The organism is Micromonospora sp. H61 (genome assembly GCF_018070325.1).
In the GTDB taxonomy this organism is placed as follows: Bacteria; Actinomycetota; Actinomycetes; order Mycobacteriales; family Micromonosporaceae; genus Micromonospora; species Micromonospora salmantinae.
In genome coordinates, this window is the sequence record NZ_JAGPXY010000064.1 from 1 (window position 1) to 15669 (window position 15669).

The following is a 15669-nucleotide window of genomic DNA, read 5'->3' on the forward strand; positions in this document are numbered from 1 at the left end:
CAACAGCGTCACCGGCCGCGGCATCGAGGACTTCGCCGCCCGCGAGGCCGGCATCACCACCACGGTCACCGCCGCCGACCTGGCCGCCCTGCTCGGCGCCCTGGCCACCGGGACCGGCACCCCCGGCCCACTCGCCTCACCGGCCGCCTGCACGACAATGCTGGACGTCCTGCTCGCCCAGGAACACCGCGAGGACCTCGCCGCCGGCCTGCCCGAGGGCACCCGCATCGCGCACAAGAACGGTTGGGTACGCGGCGTCCGCCACGGCGCCGGCCTGGTGCTGCCCGACGACGCCCCGCCGTACCTCATCGCCGTCTGCACCACCACCGACCTGGCCGGGGGCGACGACCAGGTGGAGGACGACGCCTGCCTGCTGCTCGCGCACATCTCGGCGCAGGTCTGGGCGGCCCGCCACCAGCTCTGACCCGACAGCCTCGGCGGCGAGGTCAGCGCCACCGACTGCGGCTAGGCTGCTCGCACCCCCACCCCGGAGCCGCCGATGCCCCGCAGTCGCACCGTGCTGATCGCCTTCCTCGTCGTGACGGCCGCGAACCTGTTGGCCAACGCCACCGGCGGCGGCCTGGCCTTCCTGCTGACCAAGCCGCTGCTGATGCCGCTGCTGGCCGCGTACCTCTGGCGGGTCAGCGCCGAACGCGCGGCCCGACCGGACCGCCTGCTACTCGCCGCGCTGGCCTTCGCCACCGGCGGCGACGTCGCCCTGATGATCGACGGCACCGGCTGGTTCCTCGCCGGCATGGCCTGCTTCCTCGGCACGCACCTCTGCTACCTCGCGGCCTTCACCCGACACGGCGCCGCGACAGCGCTGCGCCGCACGCCGCTGGTCGCCGTCCCCCTGGGGTACGCGGTGCTGACCGTCATCGCGCTGACCTGGATGTGGGCGGGGCTGACCGACGTCGGGCTGGCCGTACCGGTGGCCGGCTACGCGATCGCGCTGGCCGCCATGGCGAGCACCGCCGCCACCCAGGGCTGGCGGGTCGGTCTCGGCGCCGCGCTCTTCCTCGGCTCCGACCTGCTGATCGCCGCCGGGGTGGCCGAGGTGGCCCAGCCAGCCGGCGCGCCGGTGCTGGTCATGGCGACCTACGCCGCCGGCCAGGCACTGATCGTCACCGGCCGCGCCGCCGGCACCGGCACCGGCACATCCACCGACGCACCTGTCACTCCAGCAACTGCGCCCGCAACGCCCTGAGGTCGCCATCGGTGAGCCCCAGCCCGTCGCGCAGGTACGCGTCGAACGAGCCGTGCACCCGACGCACCTCGGCGTAACCGGCGTCGAGGTACTCGGCGCGAACCTCCAGCACCGGCAACACCGCGTCGACGTCCAACTCGGGATTCCGCCGACGCATCGCCTCGACGATCACCGCCCGCAGGCTGTCGGTCAGCTCGTTGTTGCGCAGGTAGTCGGCGCGAATGGCCGTCTCGTCCACCCCGAGCGCCGTCAACAGGATGACTGTCAGCCAACCGGTGCGGTCCTTGCCGGCGGAGCAGTGGTAGAGCAGCGGCAGGTTCTCCGGCCGGGACGCCAGCCGCACCGCCTCGGCGAAACCGACCCGCGCCGACTCACCGGTGACGAACCAGCGGTAGATCGCCGCCATCGCCCCCGCCGTGCCCTGCCGGGCCAGCTCCGCGTACGCGTCCAGGTCGTGACCGAGCAGCACCGCCGAGACGTACGTGAAGACCGGGTGCTCCGCGTCGTGCACCGGCAGACGCACCACCAGTGGCTCACCGGCGAACCGGTCCTCCGGCGCGACAGCGATCTCCGAGGCGTCGCGCAGATCCACCACGCACGCCGGCCCCAGCTTCGCCAGCACCGGTAGGTCCTCGTCGGTCAGCCGACCCAGCGCCGGAGTACGGATCAACTGCCCGACCCGGACCCGCCGCCCGTCCGCGCCGACGAGCCCACCCAGGTCACGCGCGTTCGGTGCACCCACCAGCTCCCAGCCCTGCCCGGTCATCCGGTCTCCCCTCCCGCGGTGAACCTTTGTATAGGGTGCCCCATATGACGATCTCGGCGGTACGCACCCACCGGGTTTCCGCCCCCTTACACACCCCGTTCGTCACCGCGCTGCGGCGTACCACCACAGTGGACACCCTGGTCGTCGAACTCGTCGACAGCGACGGCCGGTCCGGCTTCGGTGAGGCACCCCAGGTCTGGCAGGTCACCGGCGCGTCGGTCGCCGGCGCGCAGGCGTGTGTCCGTGAGTTGCTCGGCCCACAGCTGATCGGCCGTGACCCGGACGACCTGGTGGCCCGTTGCGCCGAGGTGCAGCGCGCCGTGGTCGGCAACGAGGCCGCGAAGGCGGCGGTGGACGTCGCCCTGCACGACCTCGCCGCGCGGCGGCTGGGCGTACCCCTGGTGCGGTTGCTCGGGGGCACCACGCTGCGGGTCCCGACGGACGTCACCCTCGCCGCGGGCGACGCGGTGGACCTGGCGACCGCGGCACGGCAGCGGCAGGCCGACGGCTTCGGCGTGCTCAAGTTGAAGGTCGGCACCGACGCGGCCGGCGACCTGGACCGGGTGCGCGCGGTACGGGCGGCCGTCGGCCCCGGCACCCGGATCCGGCTGGACGCCAACCAGGGCTGGACGCCCCGGGAGGCGGTCCGGGTGATCCGCGGCATCGAGGACGCCGGGCTCGACGTGGAGTTGGTCGAGCAGCCGGTGGCCCGTTGGGACCTGGACGGGCTGGCCTGGGTCAGCGACCGGGTGTCCGTGCCGATCCTGGCCGACGAGGCGGTCTTCGGGGTCCGTGACCTGGTGGAGGTGATCCGCCGCCGGGCCGCCGACCTGGTCAACGTCAAGCTGGCCAAGTGCGGTGGGCTGCATCCGGCCCGTACCCTCCTCGACCTGGCCACCGCGCACGGCCTCGGCACTGTGGTTGGCTCGATGATGGAGTGCCAGGTCGGCATCGGGGCGGCCGCGAGCCTGGTCGCCGCGTACGGCACCACAGCGGTCGCCGATCTGGACGCCGCCTGGTGGCTGGCCTGGTCACCGGTGCAGGGCGGCATCCGCTATGACGGGGCGACAGTGGTGCTGCCGGACGCCCCTGGCCTGGGCATCTCCGGCCTCGCTGAAGCAAAAGTGCAAGCTCGTGGTTGATGGCCGTCGGTTTCTTTCATAGGGTTCCCCTGGACAGCCGACACGATCTGGGGGTTGACGTGGAGCTGCAACCGGGCCGCGAGGCCGTCGTCCGGGTCGCCGTGGCGACGCTGTGGACCTCCCCCGAGGCCGTCCGCCCGGTCGACCGTCCGGCGCTGACCGCCGGCGCCGACATCCCGACCTGGGTCTCCGGAATGGACACCGACCAGCAGGTCGGCGACTGCGTACTGAGCCAACTCCTGCTCGGCGAACGGGTCCTCGTCAGCGAGCTACGCCCGGACGGCTGGGCCCGGGTCGTCGCGGTCGAACAACCAGCCGCCAAGCTGGACCCCCGCGGCTACCCGGGCTGGCTCCCCGCCGAGCAGCTGGCCGTTCCCGACCCGGCCCACACCAGCATCGACAGTCCGCTGGTGGTGGACGCCACTGTCACCGGGCTGCACGCCGCCCCGAACGGGCCGGTGGTGCTGCCCGGCGTCGTCGTCGGCACCCGGCTCGTCCCGGCCGGCCCCGCGCTCGACGACTGGCGGCCGGTGCACGTCCCCGGCCGGGCCACCCCGCTCTGGCTGCCCGACCGCCACCTGGTCCCGTCCTCGGCCGCGTCGCCGGCCGCCGCGCAGGCACTCGCGGTGGCACAACGCCTGCTGGACGTGGTCTACATCTGGGGCGGTCTCTCCGCGCACGGAATCGACTGCTCGGGGCTGGTGCATCTGGCCTGGCGGCGGTTCGGGGTGCTGCTGCCCCGCGACGCCGACGATCAGGCAGTGGCCACCACCCCGCTGCCACTGGGCGCGGAACGCCCCGGCGATCTCTACTTCTTCGCCCGACCCGGCCGCAAGATCCATCACATCGGCATCGTCACCGCCACCCCAGACGACGGCGGCCAGCGCCGGATGCTGCACGCCTGCTACCGGCGGCGGCGCGTCATCGAAGAGGAACTGCCGGCAGACCGGACCGCCACGCTGGTGGGCGCGCACCGGGTCTGACCGGTTACCGGCCGGGCGCGTGTCCGCACCCGGCCGGTGAACGGTCAGTGTCGGGCGTCGGCCAACTCGCGACGCCGGTCCCGGGAGGACTTGATCAGGCTGGCGGCGGTGGCGACGCCCAGGGTGCCGATGATGACCAACAGCGACAACCAGATCGGGATGTGCGGCGCCCAGCCGACGTGCTCGCCACCGTTGATGAACGGCAGTTTGTTGTCGGCCAGTGCCTCCAGCACCAGCTTGACCCCGATGAACCCGAGCACGACGGCCAGGCCGTAGCTCAGGTAGATCAGCCGGTCCAGCAGGCCACCGAGCAGGAAGTAGAGCTGCCGGAGGCCCATCAGCGCGAAGACGTTCGCGGTGAAGACCAGGTACGGCTCCTGGGTGATGCCGAAGATCGCCGGAATCGAGTCCAACGCGAAGATCAGGTCGGTGGTGCCGATCGCGATCATCACGATCAGCATCGGGGTGAACAGCCGCTTGCCGGCCACGTGGGTGGTGAGCTTCGCGCCGTCGTAGTCCTTCGAGATCGGCAGCGCCTTGCGGCTCCACCGGATCAGCAGGTTCTCGGAGAACTCGTCCTCGTCCGGCTCACCCTGCCGCGCCAGGTTCACCGCGGTGTAGATCAGGAACGCGCCGAAGATGTAGAAGACCCAGGAGAACTGCGTGATCAGCGCCGCACCCGCGGCGATGAACCCGCCGCGCATCACCAGCGCCAGCACGATGCCGACGAGCAGCACCTTCTGCTGGTACTGCCGAGGCACCCCGAAGCGCGCCATGATGATCACGAAGACGAAGAGGTTGTCCACCGAGAGGCTGTACTCGGTGAGCCAGCCGGTGTAGAACTGGCCGGCCGCGCTGGCCCCGGAGGTCAGCCAGACACCCACACCGAAGAGCAGGGCGAGACCGACGTAGAAGCCGACCCAGAGGCTCGACTCCCGCACACTCGGCTCGTGCGGGCGTCGACCGATGATCAACAGGTCGACGAGCAGGACCGCAGTCAGTGCGACAAGCGTTCCCGCCCACACCAATCCGGACACGTCCAACGTTCATTCCTCCGGCAGACACGCGGCGTCGGGCACACCGTACGCCCCTGCGGGAGCCGGCGTGCCGCTGTCGCTCACTCTGGTGACTGTCGGAGGTCTCTTCCGCCGTCGCCCCGGAGAGGGGCGGCGACCTACGGGGCCGGGTCGGGCGCCGTGGTTCCGGCGATCGACCGTGCTGACGACTCCGTTGCGGGGGAATACTCCCCTCCTCGGTGACCATTGTTGCCCACCACGCCCCGTGATCACACCCCGGGCAGTCGGTGGCGCCGGACACTGCTCGGCGCGTCACATCGCCTTCGGCTTCCTAGGAGGCTAGTGCACGTCTGGTGCGGCGATCGGGTCGGCGAGCGGCCACCCGGCAGCGAGCAGGTCGTCGCAGGCCCGCACCGCTCGGGCCAACCGATCGGCGTGCGACCCGGCCAACTCCACCACCGGCACCCCGCACCCGGCCAGCTCGGCCCGGAAGCGCTCGGTCATCCAGGCCCGCAGGTGCTCACCGTCGCGCAGCCCGTCATCGGTGAACGGCACCCCCCGGTGATCCGTCAGCAGATACAGCGCCGGCCGACGCGCCGCCGCCCGTACCTCCTCCGACGCGCTGCCCAGGTAGCGCTCCTCCCACACCGCCGTCGCCCGCGCGTCGGTGTCGCAGACCAGCAACGGCCCGCTCGTCCGGGCCGCCGCGTCCTCGGCCGCCTGCTGCTCGCGGACCACCGCGCGGAAGTCGTCCCGGTCCCAGGCGACGTCGAAGACGGTTGCCTCCGGCGTTCGTTCCCGCAACCGGGCCAGCTTGCGAGCGGTCAACTCCCGGCCGTACTCCGGCACCCAGGACGTGCCGTAGTGCCCGGCGAGCGCCGCCGCCATCGTCGTGGTCCCGGTCGACTCGGCCCCGACCACCACGACCCGCCGGACGAACCACGCCCGCACCGGCGGGCTGAGCCACCGCCAGTGACCTGCCGGGTCCGCGCGCACCGCCGTCCCGGACACCGGCACGGTCCGCCGGTCCGGATCCACCGACACGGGTACGGCGTGGAAGCGGCGCGCCAGCTCGGCGCCGTACGCCTCGGACGAGAAGACCGCGTCCACCGACCCCGACCCGACCGCCTCGCGGAACACGGCGCAGTGCGCGTCCCAGACCGCCGGATCGGCATAGTCCACCGGGTGGTCGTCGTACCGGCCGACGAAACGGACCCACGGCGTGTCCGCATGCACCTCGCGCAGCCAGTCGAGGCGCAGCGAGAGCGGTACGGACTCCCGACGTGCGGGCGCCACGACGACTGTCACCTCGGCGCAGCGGGCGGCGGCGGCCCGGATCAGCGCGTGGTGCCCGGCGTGCGGTGGATAGAACTTGCCCACCACCATCCCGTGCCCGAACTCCGCGGCGGCCGGACGCGCCGGCCCGCGTGGCGCCGGCGCGCGGCCGGATGTCTCGGCGTTCACGCGGTGACCGGGGCCGGGCCGGGCGGGACCGCGCTCGGCCGGTCGACCCGACGCAGATCCGCGCGCCAGGCCCGCAACCCGAGTACGCACAGGGCGAGGAAGACCAGGTAGAGCACGGCCGTCAGGTGCAGCCCCTTGTACGCGTACAACGGGATGTAGATCAGATCGGCGGCGATCCAGAGCCACCAACTCTCCACCCGCTTGCGGGTCTGCCCGTACGTGGCCAGCAGGGACAGCGCCGTGGTCAACGCGTCCGGCAGCGGCACTGTCGAGTCGGTGGCCCGGTCCAGCAGCACCCAGAGCGCGCCGGTCAGCAGCAGCCCGGCGGCGGCCAGCGCCAGCCACTCCCGCCGCCCCGTCCGACTGACCGTGAGCCGGGTGCGCCGCTCGCCCCCGAACAGCCAGTGCCACCAGCCGTAGCAGCCGAGTGCGACGTAGACGACCTGGAGCCCGGCGTCGGCGTACAGCCCGGCGGTCCAGAACAGCACCATGAGCAGCAGCACGTTCGCGATGCCGATCGGCCAGTTGGCGATCTTCTGCCGGGCCACCAGCCACACGTTGAGCACACCGGTCACGAACCCGAGCAGCTCCGCCCACGTGGTGCCCGTACCGGCCACCCGAAACGCGGTGCCGGTGAGCCAATCGATGATCACGAGGCCACCCTAGGTGCGTCGCCGACGCCGGGCCAGACCCCCGCGACACCGCCCGCCCCGACCGCCGTGGGAGGCTGTCCGACATGGTGCTTGAGGTCGCGCTGATCGACGTACTACCCGGACACGAGGACGCGTTCGCCGCCGCGTACGCCGAGGGTCACCCGGTGCTCGCCGGGGCGACCGGCTGCCGTTCCGTGCGGATGACCCGAGGAATCGAGTCACCGACCCGCTTCGTGCTGCTCGTCGAATGGGACTCGGTCGAGGCGCACGAGAAGAACTTCCGGGCCACCGAACGGTTCGACAAGTGGCGCGCGCTGATCGGGCCGCACTTCGCGGGACCGCCCGTTGTCGAACACTTCCTCGACGTACCGGCCTGAGCCGAGCTGTCGTACCCCGCGGTTATCGTGCCGGGCGCACGCGCCGGCCGCCGGTCCCGACGGGCTCGGGGGCGCCGGGCCCGGTGGCCGCGCGGCGCGTCGTCGTCGGCACCGCTGAGCCGTTACTCGCCAACGCGGCGGGCCAGCGCTGTGACCGTCTCCTCCGGTGACAGCGCCGCGGCCAGCAGCGCCGCGGTCATCCGCTCGTAGCGGTCGACGTCGAGCACGGTGGCCAACCGGACGTCGGTGGTCAACGCCTCGAGCATGACGGTGCGCGGGTCCGCAGGGTCGGGAAAGGCGTAGCAGGAATACGGTGTGAGCGGATGCAGCCCGCCACCTGCCGCTCCGCGTGGCAACAGCCGCACCGTGACGTGGGACAGGCCGGTCACCGCGACCAGATGACGCAGCTGTTCACGCCAGACCGCCACCGGCAGGTCACCCGGGTCGCAGACGGCCTCGGCGAGCACCGCCGTGTAGCGCGGCGGGTAGGCCCGTCGCAGCACCTCCTGCCGCAGCGCCCTCGCGCGCACCTCGGCCTCCACATCGACCTCCGGCGTGAGCTGGGCGCCGGCGACAACCAACACCCGGGCGTACGCGGGCGTCTGGAGCAGCCCCGGCACCACCGACGGCTGGTACTCGACAATGTCGGCGGCGCCCGCCTCCAACTCGGCGTAGGTGCGTTGCCGTTCGCTCATCTCGCCCAGCGTCTTCCACCAGCCTCGACTGGTCGCCGCGTCCCGGGCGATGACGATCAGCGCCTCCCGGGCGGGCGTGGGCACCTTGTAGACATCCAGCAGATCGAGCACGTCGGCGAGGTCAGGGCGACTCTGGCCCAGCTCGATGCGGGACAGCTTCGACGTCGAGGCCCAGCCCAGCCGGTCGCAGACCTGCTCCAGGGTCAGCGACTCGCGCCGACGGAGTTGGCGCAGCTCTGCGCCGAGACGTGCACGTCGAATGACAGGACTTGTTGGCAGCGGCATCCCGGCCTCCCCACCGAGGGAGACTACGCAGGACGATCACCCAGTGCAATAGCTCGCTCGCGCACCGCAATCAGGGCATTCGACACCGTCGGCCGGCCCGGCCAGCCCGAACACACCGTTCCCGCAGGTCAGTACGGTTTCAGGCCGCGAAGGCCGGGGCCTGCCGGCCGCCCGTCCCCCATCGGCGTGGGCGGGCTCAGGGTCGGTAGGTGCCGAAGGACCAGACGTTGCCGGCCAGATCGCGGGCCGCGTAGTCACGGGAGCCGTAGTCGGTGTCGAACGGCTCGCGGATGATCTCGGCGCCGGCCGCGCGGGCCTGGGCGCAGTGGGCGTCGACATCCGGCACGGCCACGTAGACCGACCAGTCGTCGTCGGCCGGCCGGGGCGGGGTGTCAGCCCGACCACCCAGCATGATCATGCCGGTGTCGAGGACCAGTTCGGCGTGCGCGACCGCGCCGTCCGGCGACTCGTGCACGGCATGCGCCCGGAAACCGAAGGCGACACCGAGCCAGTCGATCGCGGCGCGCGGATCGGGATAGCGGAAGATCGGATAGATGGTTCGCATGACCCGATTCTGCGGCCGGCGGTGCGACCCCGGATTGGACGAATGTGACCTCGGCGGGTCGCCGACCCGACTGCGGTCGGCCGGCGGTCGTCAGCGGGCGGAGAGCAGCGCGGCCGGCGTGGCCCCCGCGAACTCGTGGAAGTCCCGGATCAGGTGGGACTGGTCGTAGTAGCCACAGCCCGCCGCCACGGCGGCCCAGTCGACTCCCCGCCCGACCCCGCCGGCCTGCATCGACGCGGCGTGAGCCTGCTGAAAACGCAGCAGCCGGGCCGCCATCTTGGGCGGCAGCCCGACCTCCAGCCGGAACCGGGACGCGAGGTGCCGGCGGCTCCAGCCCAACTCGTCGGCGAGCACACCGACGCTCCCCCGCCCACCGCTGGCGGTCAGCCACCGCCACGCCCAGTCGAGCCGCGGGTCCACCGGCGGGGACGCCGCCAGCCGGGCGGCGAGCACCCGGTCGAGCAGGTCGAACCGTTCCGACCAGCCGGGGGCCTCGGCGAGTCGGCCGCGCAGCCGATCCAGCCAACGGCCCGGGAGCTGCCCGACGCCGACGGCCCGATTGGTCAGCTCACTCAGAGGCAGACCGAGAAGCCGGCGGGCGGTCAGGGGGGCGAGCAGCAACTCGACGCCCTCCCCCACACCCACGGTGCGTGTGGTGCACCAACTGTCGAAGGTGCCGGCCACGAACGAGTCGACAGCGGTGGCGCCACGCTGCGCGCTACGCGGGTCTGTCACGTCCAGCGGAGCGCCCCAGCCCAGGATCAGCACCACGAAGACGCCCGCCGACTCCCGGCGGACCAGCGGCACGTCCGCCCGTTCCCGGTAGCCCACGTACCTGTCGACGAACGGACGCAGGCTGGCGTGGGGCAGCCCGAGGACCATCTCGCCGGTCGGCGCCACCGCCGTCAACAGTGCCCGCCCTTCGCGTGCCCCGGTCGGCCGGGCCCGAGCGGTGCGCTGGGCGGGGCCGACCGGGTGGCCGTCACTTCACGCCGGCGGCGTCCATGCCGCGCAGCTCCTTCTTCAGGTCGGAGACCTCGTCGCGAATCCGGGCCGCCAACTCGAACTGAAGCTCGCGGGCGGCGGCCAACATCTGGTCGTTGAGCTCCTGGATGAGCTGGGCGAGGTCGGCGCGGGCCATCCCCTCCCGTGAGGTGGTGGTCGCGGCGGACCGGCTCCGGCTGCGGGTCTCCTTGACCGGTGCCTTGCCTCGGGAAAGCTGACGCACCGCGCCGCCGACCCGGGAGTTCTCGGTGTCCTCCGCCTCGCGGTAGATGTCGTCCAGGATGTCGTGGATCTTCTTGCGCAGCGGCTCCGGGCTGATGCCGTGCGCCTCGTTGTGCGCGATCTGCTTGGCCCGACGCCGATCGGTCTCGTCGATCGCCGCCGCCATCGACGGGGTGATCTTGTCGGCGTACATGTGCACCTGGCCGGAGACGTTACGGGCGGCCCGCCCGATGGTCTGGATCAGCGACCGGCCACTGCGCAGGAAGCCCTCCTTGTCGGCGTCGAGAATCGCCACCAGCGACACCTCGGGCAGGTCCAGACCTTCGCGGAGCAGGTTGATGCCGACGAGCACGTCGTAGTCGCCCTTGCGCAGCTCGCGCAGCAGCTCCACTCGGCGCAACGTGTCGACCTCCGAGTGCAGGTAGCGCACCCGGATGCCGTTCTCCAGGAGGTAGTCGGACAGGTCCTCGGCCATCTTCTTGGTCAGCGTGGTGACCAGCACCCGCTCGTCCCGGTCGGTCCGCAGCTTGATCTCGTGCATCAGGTCGTCGATCTGGCCCTTGGTCGGCTTGATCACGACCTCCGGGTCGACCAGACCGGTGGGTCGGATCACCTGCTCGACGAACTCGCCCTGGGCCTGCTCCATCTCCCAGGTGCCGGGGGTCGCGGAGAGGTAGACCATCTGGCCGACCCGCTCCAGGAACTCGTCGAAGCGCAGCGGCCGGTTGTCGGCCGCGCTGGGCAGCCGGAAGCCGTGGTCGATGAGCATCCGCTTGCGCGACGCGTCGCCCTCGTACATGCCGCCGATCTGCGGGATGGTCACGTGCGACTCGTCGACCACTGTGAGGAAGTCGTCGGGGAAGTAGTCGAGCAGGGCGTGCGGCGGGCTGCCGGGCAGCCGCCCGTCCATGTGCATCGAGTAGTTCTCGATGCCGGAGCAGAAGCCCACCTGCCGCATCATCTCGATGTCGTAGGTGGTGCGCATCCGCAGCCGCTGCGCCTCCAGCAGCTTGCCCTGCCGCTCCAGCTCGGCGAGGCGCTCGGCCAACTCGACCTCGATGTCACGGATCGCCCGTTCCATCCGCTCCGGACCGGCCGCGTAGTGGGTGGCCGGGAAGATCACCAGCTGGTCGACCTCGCGGACCACGTCACCGGTCAACGGGTTGAGGTAGTAGAGCTTCTCCACCTCGTCACCGAACAGCTCGATCCGGATCGCCAGCTCCTCGTACGCCGGGATGATCTCCAGCGTGTCGCCGCGGACCCGGAAGGTGCCCCGCTGGAAGGCCATGTCGTTGCGGGTGTACTGGATGTCGACCAGCCGGCGCAGCAGCTGGTCGCGGTCGAGCTCCTGCCCGATCTGCACCTTCACCGCCCGGTTGAGGTACTCCTCCGGAGTGCCCAGGCCGTAGATCGCCGAGACGGTCGCCACCACGATCACGTCGCGGCGGGTGAGCAGCGACATCGTCGCCGAGTGCCGCAGCCGCTCCACCTCCTCGTTGATCGAGGAGTCCTTCTCGATGTAGGTGTCGGTCTGCGGAATGTACGCCTCGGGCTGGTAGTAGTCGTAGTACGAGACGAAGTATTCGACAGCGTTGTGCGGCAGCAGCTCGCTGAACTCCTTCGCCAGCTGCGCGCAGAGGGTCTTGTTCGGGGCGAGCACCAGGGTGGGGCGTTGCAGCCGCTCGATCAGCCACGCCGTGGTGGCGCTCTTGCCGGTGCCGGTCGCGCCGAGCAGAACGGTGTTGCGGTCGCCGCGCCGAACCCGACGCTCAAGATCGTCGATGGCTGCCGGTTGGTCGCCGGCCGGCTGAAAGTCACTGACGACCTGGAAGCGGCTGTCCAGCCGGGGAATGTCGAGCGCCATGCCGTCAACGGTACGCCGGAGGTCCGACAGGAACGGCCGTCACGCCAGGTACGTGATCGGCTTCAATATTCCCATTGTGTGGCCCATGTCACCGGGACTACCCTCTTCATGTAGGCCGCTCGCGGCGGCCGACCGGGCCGGTGGCCAGGCCAACATCACGGCCGGTCACCCCCGGCACTGCGGTCGCAGCACCCGGCTCGTCCGGCGTGCGCACCCGTGTGGTCGCGCTCGAGGCGCAGACCGGCCGCCGCGAGCGCCCCTGCTCGTCACCCCGGTGCCTCCCCGCCCGTTTCATCTCCGTGGACACCTCTCCGACCCCGGCACCCGACACCGCCCGCACCGCCATGCCCCGACCGGAGGCCGGAAGCCCCGGCAGCGGCCCGGCCAACGGCAGCGGCAGCGGCAGCGGCAGCGGGCGGCACCGCACCGGCTCGACCGGCAGTGCCACGGCGGCCGGCCGAACCAACGACACCAAGAACACGTCCAAGGCCGGCCGAGCCAACGACACCGGAGGCAGGTCCACAGCCGGGCGGTCCGCCGGCGGCGCGCGCCGAGCCACCGCCGGCGGCAAGACCGGCGACACGCGGCGGGCCGCCGCCGAGCGAAGCCTCGCGGAGAACCGCGAGACCTCCCGCCCACGCGACACCCCGGACACCGCCGACACCACCGGGGCCGTCGACACCACCGCGCCACCCTCGGCCGGCCGTCGTCGGCGTACAGTGCTGCTGTTGCTCGGTCTGACGGCGGTGACGTCTGCGACGGCGCTGGTGCTCGGGCTGTTGAGCTGGGCGCCCGACCCGCCCGAGCCGGCCCGGCCGCTGACCCTGACGGAGGGCGAGCGGCTGGCCGCCGTGCGGGTCACCAACCTGCGGGACCTGCGCGCCGGCGTACGGGTCACGGCCGGCACCGGCGCCGCCCGCATCGAACTGGTGGGCTGGGTGGACTGGTCCCGGTCACTGCTCTACCTCGACGTGGGCGGGCCGGGAGCGGGCGCCGAACGCGGGCTGTTGCAGAAGAGCGGTCCGGTGCTGGTGATCCGGCCCGATCCGGCGGCGGTGCCCACACCCGCCGCTCCACCACTGATGCCCCCGACGGACCGGTGGCGGCTGCACCGACTGGCACCCGGGGCGCACCTGGCACCGGTGCTCGACCTGCTCCTCGATCTCGCCGCCGACCGTCCCGACACCCCGACCCGGACGGCACCGTCCGACGGGGCGCGCTGGATCGCCCGCGAGGCCGTCCCGGCCGGCCCACTGGACGTGATACAGGCACCACTGCCCACCGGGGCGGCGCCAGCCGCCGGCACGGCCATCGGCACCCCCAGCGCCGCGACGCCCGCCCCGGACCGGCAGACCCGGTACTGGCTCGATCAGGACGCCCGGCTGCACAAGCTGGTGACCCTGCTGCCCGGCGCCGGCCCGGTCACGATGATCTTCAACCGCGCGGACCGGCCGACACTACGGCCGGTCGACGCACTCGGTGGCCGCCCCGGTCTGCCCCGCGCGCTGACCGACGCCGAGCAACGTCGGCTCGACCGGCTGCCGGCGCGGCTGCGCGCCCACGGCGGTGCCACTGTGACGCTGACCGCACCGGTGGGCACTGACACGAACCTGCGGGGCGCCGGCTGGTTGAGCTGGACCGCACGCACCGCGTACCTCGCGGTCGCCGACCTGGGCGTACCGGATCGCCGGACCCTGCTGCGCCGCGACGCCGCCGGTCTGGCCCGGGCGGACCTGCCGGCGGCCGATGCCGGCGGCGGCACCGCGGAGGCGCCGGTCCGGCCGCCGCTGCCGCCCCCGGCCGGGGGATGGCGAGTCTCCCGGCCCGCCCGAGACGACCTGAGCGTGCTGGTCGACGCCGCAATCGCCGCCGGGTCGGTCGGGCAGCGCGGCGCGGCAGTGCGGGTACGCGAGGACGTTGCCGCCGGACGGACCGTGGACGTCATCGAGTCGGGTCCGGCCGACGCGCGGCTGCGTTACTGGCTCGACCGGGACGGGTCGCTCCGCCGGCTCGAGTTGCAGACCGACGCCGGCGCGTGGGCGCACCTGGATCTCCAGCCCGCCGTCGTGCCCCGACCGGCTGCCAACCCTCGGCCCGCCGCCCCCCGACCTTCGACCCCTCGGTCTCCGAGCCCTCGGTCCGGTGCCCGCTGACCGGACACCTCAGGGGCGCCAGCCGGTCTGCGCGGCCCACTGCTCGGCCCGCAGGTACTCCTCGTCGAACCACGGGTTGCGAGCCGTGCCGGAATCGCCGGCCTCCGGCGCCGCGTCGACCAGATCCCGCTTGAGCAGCAGGTACGCGGCCCGCTGATCCGGGTCGGCACGCAGGTGGTCACGCATCAGCAACGCGTACCGCCAACCCGGCGAATCCGCCACCCGCACGTGCAGACGAACCGGGCGGGCCGGGTCCGCACTCCCGTGCAACCGCTTCTCCCACCGGCCCCTACCGGCCGGGCGCGGGTCGTCCCACCACTGCCCCGGCACCCGCGGAAACCCGGCGCTCGCCAGCCGATCGGCAAACGGCCCGTCGGCGTCGGTGAGGCTGGCGACGGCCACCTGCACGTCGATGACGTTCTGGGCGGCCAGGCCGGGCACCGCCGTCGAACCGATGTGATCGATCCGGAGGGCATCCGAGCCGAGCGCGTGCTGGATCCGGGCGGCCAGCCGCGCGTACTGCTCCGGCCAACTCGCGTCGGCCCCGGCCAGCGCGGCCGCATCCGGCGGGACCACCCGCCGCTGACGCAGGTTGTCCTCGTAGGGCACCAACCGCTGCTTCCAGAGCCGGTCGACGGCGTCGTGCAGCGCCGTCAAACTCCCGTCGTTGGTCAGCACCACGTCCGCCGCCGCCCGGCGACGGGCGTCGTCGGCCTGGGCGGCGATCCTCCGCTCCGCCTCCGCGCGACCCATCCCCCGGTCGCGCGCCAGCCGCTCCAGTCGGGTCGTCACTGCCGTCTGCACCACGACCACCAGGTGGTACGTCGGCGCGAGACCCACCTCGACCAGCAGCGGTACGTCGTTGACGACTATCGCGTCGGGTGCCGCCGCGGCGGCCAGCTCCGCGGTGCGGGCCCGAACCCGGGGGTGGGTGATCGCCTCCAGCCGACGGCGGGCGGTCTCGTCGGCGAACACCACCGCTCCCAGTGCGGCACGGTCCAGTGCGCCGTCGGCGCCCACCACCGCGTCGGAGAAGGCGGCGACGATCTCGGCCAGCCCGTCCGTACCCGGCGCCACCACCTCCCGGGCCACCCGGTCGGCGTCGATCAGCACCGCGCCCCGCTCGACGAGCCGCGCGGCCACCGCGCTCTTGCCTGACCCGATCCCGCCGGTCAACCCCACCCTCAGCACCCGAACAGTCAACCGGATCGACAAGCCCGCCGCCAAACCCACCCATCGCCCGCGTGCCCGCAGGATCGTGGTTGATCCAGG

Annotated in this window: 15 protein-coding genes; 6 read left to right on the forward strand and 9 right to left on the reverse strand. The window is 72.5% G+C overall.

Annotation, left to right across the window (positions count from 1 at the left end; genetic code table 11):
- Positions 1 to 424: serine hydrolase (locus KBX08_RS25495; RefSeq protein WP_210785897.1), on the forward strand; the 424-nt coding region annotated here is incomplete at its 5' end.
- Positions 425 to 499: 75 nt separating this feature from the next.
- Complete coding sequence (locus KBX08_RS25500; RefSeq protein ID WP_210785898.1) at positions 500 to 1207, forward strand: lysoplasmalogenase; 708 nt, start codon at positions 500 to 502, stop codon at positions 1205 to 1207.
- Here KBX08_RS25500 and KBX08_RS25505 read toward each other — a convergent pair.
- Positions 1176 to 1973 (reverse strand): tyrosine-protein phosphatase, encoded by a 798-nt coding sequence (locus KBX08_RS25505; RefSeq protein ID WP_210785899.1) that lies wholly within the window; start codon positions 1971 to 1973, stop codon positions 1176 to 1178. The two genes, KBX08_RS25500 and KBX08_RS25505, sit on opposite strands and share 32 nt — an antisense overlap.
- Before the next feature lie 44 nt (positions 1974 to 2017).
- On the opposite strand from KBX08_RS25505, the gene KBX08_RS25510 reads away from it, so the two are divergent.
- Both KBX08_RS25510 and KBX08_RS25515 read left to right on the forward strand, forming a co-directional pair.
- On the forward strand, positions 2018 to 3115 hold the full coding sequence (locus KBX08_RS25510) for a mandelate racemase/muconate lactonizing enzyme family protein (protein WP_210785900.1): 1098 nt from the start codon (positions 2018 to 2020) through the stop codon (positions 3113 to 3115).
- Between the two features lie 59 nt (positions 3116 to 3174).
- Entirely contained in the window at positions 3175 to 4098 is a 924-nt protein-coding gene (locus tag KBX08_RS25515) for an NlpC/P60 family protein (protein WP_210785901.1), read from the forward strand.
- Between the two features lie 44 nt (positions 4099 to 4142).
- On the opposite strand, the gene KBX08_RS25520 is transcribed toward KBX08_RS25515, so the two are convergent.
- The 3 genes from KBX08_RS25520 to pnuC all read right to left on the reverse strand — a co-directional run bounded on the left by KBX08_RS25520 (position 4143) and on the right by pnuC (position 7231).
- Positions 4143 to 5141 carry a TerC family protein gene (locus tag KBX08_RS25520; protein ID WP_210785902.1) on the reverse strand — a complete coding sequence of 333 codons (999 nt, stop codon included), beginning with the start codon at positions 5139 to 5141 and terminating at the stop codon, positions 4143 to 4145.
- A 312-nt stretch (positions 5142 to 5453) separates the two neighbouring features.
- Complete coding sequence (locus tag KBX08_RS25525; RefSeq protein WP_307850650.1) at positions 5454 to 6578, reverse strand: AAA family ATPase; 1125 nt, start codon at positions 6576 to 6578, stop codon at positions 5454 to 5456.
- The gene (pnuC, locus tag KBX08_RS25530) at positions 6575 to 7231 is read right to left on the reverse strand and encodes a nicotinamide riboside transporter PnuC (RefSeq protein ID WP_210785903.1); all 657 of its coding nucleotides are present in this window, start codon (positions 7229 to 7231) and stop codon (positions 6575 to 6577) included. The genes KBX08_RS25525 and pnuC overlap by 4 nt, the downstream gene beginning before the upstream one ends.
- An 83-nt stretch (positions 7232 to 7314) precedes the next feature.
- On the opposite strand from pnuC, the gene KBX08_RS25535 reads away from it, so the two are divergent.
- Positions 7315 to 7608, forward strand: coding sequence for an antibiotic biosynthesis monooxygenase (locus tag KBX08_RS25535; RefSeq protein ID WP_210785904.1), 294 nt, complete (start codon positions 7315 to 7317; stop codon positions 7606 to 7608).
- Positions 7609 to 7730: 122 nt separating this feature from the next.
- Here KBX08_RS25535 and KBX08_RS25540 read toward each other — a convergent pair whose 3' ends face one another.
- The 4 genes from KBX08_RS25540 to uvrB form a co-directional block, all read right to left on the reverse strand.
- Positions 7731 to 8588: a helix-turn-helix transcriptional regulator gene (locus KBX08_RS25540; protein WP_210785905.1), complete on the reverse strand. Its 858-nt coding sequence runs from the start codon at positions 8586 to 8588 to the stop codon at positions 7731 to 7733.
- Positions 8589 to 8784: 196 nt separating this feature from the next.
- Positions 8785 to 9153, reverse strand: a complete 369-nt coding sequence (locus tag KBX08_RS25545) for a VOC family protein (RefSeq protein WP_210785906.1) — start codon at positions 9151 to 9153, stop codon at positions 8785 to 8787.
- A 90-nt stretch (positions 9154 to 9243) separates the two neighbouring features.
- Complete coding sequence (locus tag KBX08_RS25550; protein WP_307850651.1) at positions 9244 to 10053, reverse strand: helix-turn-helix domain-containing protein; 810 nt, start codon at positions 10051 to 10053, stop codon at positions 9244 to 9246.
- 82 nt (positions 10054 to 10135) lie between these two features.
- A complete protein-coding gene (gene uvrB / locus KBX08_RS25555) occupies positions 10136 to 12244 on the reverse strand; it encodes an excinuclease ABC subunit UvrB (RefSeq protein ID WP_210785907.1) in 2109 nt (702 codons plus the stop codon).
- A 206-nt stretch (positions 12245 to 12450) separates the two neighbouring features.
- Between uvrB and KBX08_RS34490 the strand changes: the two genes are divergently transcribed.
- Positions 12451 to 14397, forward strand: a complete 1947-nt coding sequence (locus KBX08_RS34490; RefSeq protein WP_210785908.1) for a hypothetical protein — start codon at positions 12451 to 12453, stop codon at positions 14395 to 14397.
- A 9-nt stretch (positions 14398 to 14406) separates the two neighbouring features.
- Here KBX08_RS34490 and coaE read toward each other — a convergent pair whose 3' ends face one another.
- On the reverse strand, positions 14407 to 15588 hold the full coding sequence (gene coaE, locus KBX08_RS25565) for a dephospho-CoA kinase (protein WP_210785909.1): 1182 nt from the start codon (positions 15586 to 15588) through the stop codon (positions 14407 to 14409).
- Between the last annotated feature and the right edge of the window lie 81 nt (positions 15589 to 15669).